The 5,697-nt window shown below is 43.7% G+C and carries 5 protein-coding genes and 1 tRNA gene; 2 read left to right on the plus strand and 4 right to left on the minus strand.

Annotated elements, in window-relative coordinates:
• The first annotated feature begins 149 nt into the window (after positions 1–149).
• On the plus strand, positions 150–317 hold the full coding sequence (locus tag AB4653_RS01850; protein WP_017100591.1) for a hypothetical protein: 168 nt from the start codon (positions 150–152) through the stop codon (positions 315–317).
• A gap of 153 nt (positions 318–470) precedes the next feature.
• Here AB4653_RS01850 and AB4653_RS01855 read toward each other — a convergent pair whose 3' ends face one another.
• The 3 genes from AB4653_RS01855 to AB4653_RS01865 form a co-directional block, all read right to left on the minus strand.
• Positions 471–1,391: a YeiH family protein gene (locus tag AB4653_RS01855; protein WP_029223440.1), complete on the minus strand. Its 921-nt coding sequence runs from the start codon at positions 1,389–1,391 to the stop codon at positions 471–473.
• Positions 1,392–1,535: 144 nt separating this feature from the next.
• Positions 1,536–3,410, minus strand: a complete 1,875-nt coding sequence (locus tag AB4653_RS01860) for an MFS transporter (RefSeq protein WP_102257783.1) — start codon at positions 3,408–3,410, stop codon at positions 1,536–1,538.
• Between the two features lie 17 nt (positions 3,411–3,427).
• Entirely contained in the window at positions 3,428–4,018 is a 591-nt protein-coding gene (locus AB4653_RS01865; protein ID WP_012604487.1) for a TetR/AcrR family transcriptional regulator, read from the minus strand.
• 197 nt (positions 4,019–4,215) lie between these two features.
• On the opposite strand from AB4653_RS01865, the gene AB4653_RS01870 reads away from it, so the two are divergent.
• Positions 4,216–5,139, plus strand: a complete 924-nt coding sequence (locus AB4653_RS01870; protein ID WP_102257784.1) for a Tim44 domain-containing protein — start codon at positions 4,216–4,218, stop codon at positions 5,137–5,139.
• 472 nt (positions 5,140–5,611) lie between these two features.
• On the opposite strand, the gene AB4653_RS01875 is transcribed toward AB4653_RS01870, so the two are convergent.
• Positions 5,612–5,696 (minus strand) — tRNA-Tyr (locus tag AB4653_RS01875).
• Position 5,697: the final 1 nt, after the last annotated feature.

Raw genomic sequence — 5,697 nt, forward strand, 5'->3', positions numbered from 1 at the left:
GGTAAGAACGTTTATTAAGTGGCTAGAGGGGCAGTTACGCTAGGTTAGTTAATTTAGCAATTAGATAGTTCAAAACAGAATTTATTATCTTTATAACCATCCATCATAATAAGCTCTATAAATAACGGATTATAGAATAAGGTCTTATTATGAAAGTCGCCCTCATCATTGCGGTTTTGCTGCAGATAGGCCAAGCGCTCGTTTCGTCAGGACTGACTCGTTCATTGGCTGAACTTACTGCATTTGTGCTGGTTGTGGTACTTGTTTTAATGAAAAGAGAGAGCAAGAAGAGTGATAAGCCCCTGTTTGATTCGTGATTGTTGTAACAAAGAATATCTTTACTACAAACGATAGGGGCAAAGCCCATTAGAGCTTTGCCTTTTTGTTTTGTTGCTCGTTAATCTGAGTGTCTGGTTAATACATTAACCAATCTACAGTGCTTCTTTACGTATTGGGTGTAATTAGGCGTATTATGCGAGAGTTAACCACGCTAATGAGCCTGTCGAAATCATCGTCCACATTGTAATACCAAACATCAATGGCTTCGGCCCAGCAGCTTTAAGCTTCTCAACTGAAATACCGCAACCAATCAAGAATAGACACACCACCAATGCACGCTTAGACACATCAAAGATACCTTGATAGACCATCTCAAATTGTGGCAATAAGTCACTAACAGCAATAGCAGCGCAATAGAAGAAAATGAAGTAAGGAATCGTAATCTTCTTTTGATCGTTCTTGAAGATCATCGCACTGACTAACGCGATTGGGATAATCCAAAGTGCGCGAGCGAGCTTCAATGTGGTTGCTGTGGTCAGTGCTTCTTCGCCATATGCTGATGCTGCGCCTACTACAGACGATGTATCGTGAATCGCGATTGCAGCCCATGTTCCGAAAGTTTGTTGGCTTAACTCTAGTGCATGGCCAATCATTGGGAACAAGAAAAGGGCGACCGAGTTCAACACAAATACAGTGGCTAACGCTAAGCCAATCTGTTCATCATCGGCTTTGATGGCCGGTGCTACGGCGGCAATAGCGCTACCACCACAAATTGCGGTACCAGAAGAGATAAGGTAACCCGTGGTGCGATCTAATCCCATGCGTTTTGCCAAGAACCAACCAATGACCAAGGTACCAATAATCGTCGTTACAATGAGGCCAATACCATCGCCTGTTACCGCTAATGCTTTCTCAAACTGAATGCCAAAGCCTAAGCCGACAATCGAGTAGGCCAGTAGCTTCTTGGTGAGTTTGCCTACTTCTAGATGCTCAGGGACTAAACCTAAGCTCGCAAGAAGGAAACCGATCACGAGTGCCGTCGGTGAACTCACCCATGGGGTTAAGCAAAACAGAGCAGCAAGATAAAATGGAACAGACTTTTTTAGATTCATTATATTTAATTCGTCGCGTCTAGTATTGGCAGCGTAGTGGAAGACTATACGCTTAACGCAATGGTAAGTAAGTCTAAATGAATTGAACAAACGTTAAGTAAAACTAAACGTTTGTTCAGCTGATATGAATAAAGGCTTGGTTATTTAGCGTATTGAGCCGCGAAGATCAGAGACTGACTGTCGAAGCGTGTCGCATGAAGCTTCTTTGGCTAGCATAGGTTCGGCAGCTTCTATCTCTAACTTGGCCCTGAAACGGGTAGGTAGCCCCTTGAAAGCTTGACCTTTATAACGACTGAAGTAACTGCCCCATAACCCTTTAAGTGCCATTGGAATCACAGGTACAGGAGATCGTTTGATAATCAGCTCCATGCCACGCATGAATTCGGCTACTTCGCCATCAGCGGTTAGCTTGCCTTCAGGGAAAATACAGACGATGTGCCCTTCATCTAGGGCTCGTTCAACTTCTTTGAAAGCGTTTCTAATCGAGTTTCGGTTGGTTGCGGAGATTGGAATAACTCCTGCTCTTTTTAAGAATCGACGTAGTGGAGGCAGCTTGGCGTAATCCTCTTCCATCACAAACCGAATCAAGCGAGGGCAAACCGCACTCAGAAGCAGTGCATCCATATAACTCACATGGTTGCAAACGATCAGTGCGCCGCCATTCTCTGGAAGATGGTGTAAGTTCTTGTGCTTAACTCGGTACATGGTGTGAGTGACCACCCATGTAAAGAAACGGAAAGCGTAGATAGGCACCTGATAAAACAGGTACAGCATAACCAAAGTATTCCCTATCGCGAGCAACACAAATAGTTGTGGAATAGAAAGATCGAGAACACTCAGGCAAACAATACCTAAAACGGCGCTTCCCACCATGAATAGTGAATTGTAGATGTTGAGCCCGGCAATCACTTGAGCGCGTTCATCTGGTTTCGCTCGTAACTGCATCAGAGAATACAGAGGAACAATGAAGATACCGCCAGAGATACCCAATAGCAGAAGATAAGCAAACAGCGGCCACAGCTCTGAATACGTCACGAATTGATGGAAAGAGGTAAATTCAGGCAAGGACTCAGGAATGGATATCGCCATCAATAGCCCAAAAATCGACATACCTAGGCTACCCATTGGTACGATTCCGATTTCAATTCTGTGATTTGACAACTTATCACAAGCCAAAGAACCTATAGCAATACCGACCGAGAAAAGAGCTAACAAAAAGGCAACCGAGCTTTCAGTGCCGTTCAAGTGGAGCTTTGTGAAGTTTGGAAACTGAGTTAGGTAAGCAGCGCCAAGGAACCAGAACCAGCTGATAGACATCAGTGCTTGAAACGTTGGGCGATCTTTTTTTGCAATCGCCAGTGTCGCGCGGGTTAGCTTTACTGGCTGCCACTTCACTTTCAGATCTGGTGCGTTACTTGGCGCTTGTGGAATAAAGCAGCTTGATACATAGCCAAGCACGGCGAAAGAAACAATACATACCGCAGCAATGAGCTTCGCGCTTTCTTCAGATGCAATAATACCGGCACCTAGAGTACCAATAAGGATGGCTAAGAATGTGCCGGTTTCGACTAAAGCGTTGCCGGATACCAGCTCTTTTGTTTCTAACTGTTGTGGAAGCAGTGCGTATTTCACCGGGCCAAAGAAGGCACTTTGCGTTCCCATTAGGAACAGAAGTAGGAGTAGTATCCCGTAGCTTTCGTAGATAAACCCGATCGCGCCCAATGACATGATCGCCACTTCAAGGAGCTTAACTTTACGTATAAACCAAGATTTTTCGTATTTGTCAGCCAGTACACCAGCCAAAGCAGAAAACAGGAAGAAGGGCAGAATAAAAAGACCAGCGGCCAAATTAATGAATAGATTGCTGGAAATAGGCAGCGTATCTACGCTTGCGAAAGCAACAAACAGTAACAGAACATTTTTGAATATGTTGTCATTAAAGGCGCCTAGAAATTGAGTAATAAAGTAGGGTAGGAACCTTTTTTGCGTTAACAGCGAAGATTGGCTGCTGTTGTTCATTGTCTTTCCTTGGATGATTACCAGTTGGTTAAGTAGTTTGAGATTAGGTTATTGATCAACTCTTTACCATCGATAGGTTCAGAGGCGAAAAATTTATCATCAACGCTAAGTAGAGTAATTCCATGTACTCCAGACCATAATACACGGCTGGCTTTAATGACTTCGCTTTCTGTGTGTTCAGGCGCAATAGCTACCAGCAATTGCTCTAACATACCTGTCATTCTATCAATACGGTTCGATTGCCATTCAGGAAGGTTTTCACCATTCATGTTGTGCTCAAAGATAAGCTGCCAACGGTGAGGGTGTTTTTGTGCAAAATCGTGATAGCAGTATGCAAGATTGAAAAGAGCCTGTTGAGGGTTGCTCGATTGTTCAACCGCAGAAGCAGATTGGGACGACAGTTCATCTAATGTTTGAGCAACAACGTGTAAAAGGAGTAGGTTGTAGTTACCAAATACATTCACCAAGGTGCTAGGGACATAACCAATCATATTGGCAATTTTACGTAGACTTAGCTCGTGATAAGAGTGCTCTTCTAAGAAGTCGGTTACCGTCTTTAAGGTTAATTGCACTAATTGTTCGCGAGTATGATCGTTTCGTCTTGCCATGAGTACTTTCTATTAAATGAACATCGTTCAATATTTTAATGCTGCCCCAGAGTGCCGTCAATCCCTTCGCTAGTTTAGTAATCAATTAATAGCCGCAATATTATGATACATGTGTAAACGTCGTGAATATTTCATTGTTCTTTGTTAACGAGTATGATTAAGGTGTCGAAAGATAAAAAAACCTATAAAGGATAATAATGAAACGATTTTTCTCACTAGTCGCGATCCTGTTGGTAACAGTCGCGGTGACGCCAATCGCGGAAGCGAAAAAGTTTGGTGGTGGTAAGTCATTTGGCAAAAGCTTTAAAACGGCTCCAGCACCAAAACAACAAAACACAAATTCGATCCGACAAGATCAAACGGGCAAGAAAACAGCAGCAGCTAACTCTAGCAAGAAAGGCCTTATGGGCGGTCTGCTAGGTGGTTTACTTGCTGGTGGTCTTTTAGCTGCATTCTTTGGTGGCGCATTTGAAGGTATCCAGTTCATGGATATTTTAATCATGGGTCTGATTGCTTTCCTAGCATTTAAATTCCTACGCGGAATGTTGGGCGCGAAGCAGGGCTCAATGAATCAGCAGAATGCACGTGGCCAACAGCCAGCATTCGGCGGCATGGGTCAGAACAAGTTTGAACAACCTAAGCAACAACCAAATGTTCATAACTTCGAGCAAGCACAGCCTCAATCACAACCTCATTCGCAAAATAGCGCTGGTTGTTTCGGTTTTGGTGCACAAAGCGATGTTCCACATAACTACCCACCAGGTTTTGATCAAGCGGCATTCATCAACGGTTCTCGTGAGCACTACCGTACACTGCAAGGTGCATGGAATCACAACGAGCTAAATACGATTGAAGAATACGTATCTCCAAGCCTATTTGAAGACCTAAAAGCTGAGCGTAACAAGCTAGACGGTGATCAGCACACAGACGTAATGTACGTTGATGCTGAAATCGTTCGCGCAGATCACGATGGTAGTAAAGCACAGCTAAGCCTTCAGTTTAGCGGTCGCTACCGTGACACCGCAGACGGCATTGAAGAAGATATCACTGATATCTGGCACTTAGAGCGTGACCTAACGACTCAAAATGCACCTTGGTTAATTGTTGGTATTCAAGGTTAATTCCAGGATTTAACTAAACATCAATAGGATGTAGTTATTCGGAATGACACCAAATAATATAAAGCCCCTGCTGAGAAATCATCAGGGCTTTTTTGCGTCTAATGATATGTATCTATAAGTCGCAGCAGGGAAATTGGCTTTGAGCTTTTTTTGGGTGGGGGAGAAGAGTTTTAGACTCACGGGACAATGCCAATATGACTAACACGTGGTGAACCGACAAAGAACATGTATCGACCAATTGCTTAGGCTGCGTTGCTTATCTGGTTTGTGAGCGTCATGTTGAAGTGTGGGATCACTGATGTTTGAATAGGCTAGTTCGCTTAGTCTTTTTTGCAGTATTGGGTTGGTGTAAGTTGAGGACCGTGTTTAGAAAGATAAGTTTAGAAAGACACGTTTAGAAGGATACAGAGCTCAGAAACGAAAAAAGCCAACTCAATGAGTTGGCTTTTCGATTTTCCAATTAAGAAGAATATGGTGGAGGGAGACGGATTCGAACCATCGAAGGCAGTGCCGGCAGATTTACAGTCTGCTCCCTTTGGCCACTCGGGAACCCCTCCA

It is taken from the genome of Vibrio sp. 10N.222.48.A3 (genome assembly GCF_041475345.1).
GTDB lineage: Bacteria > Pseudomonadota > Gammaproteobacteria > Enterobacterales > Vibrionaceae > Vibrio > Vibrio tasmaniensis_A.

Coding starts and splice junctions, on each gene's coding strand:
- AB4653_RS01860 (WP_102257783.1), bottom strand. CDS start 3,410: ATGAACAACAGCAGCCAATCTTCGCTGTTAACGCAAAAAAGGTTCCTA.
- AB4653_RS01850 (WP_017100591.1), top strand. CDS start 150: ATGAAAGTCGCCCTCATCATTGCGGTTTTGCTGCAGATAGGCCAAGCG.
- AB4653_RS01870 (WP_102257784.1), top strand. CDS start 4,216: ATGAAACGATTTTTCTCACTAGTCGCGATCCTGTTGGTAACAGTCGCG.
- AB4653_RS01865 (WP_012604487.1), bottom strand. CDS start 4,018: ATGGCAAGACGAAACGATCATACTCGCGAACAATTAGTGCAATTAACC.
- AB4653_RS01855 (WP_029223440.1), bottom strand. CDS start 1,391: ATGAATCTAAAAAAGTCTGTTCCATTTTATCTTGCTGCTCTGTTTTGC.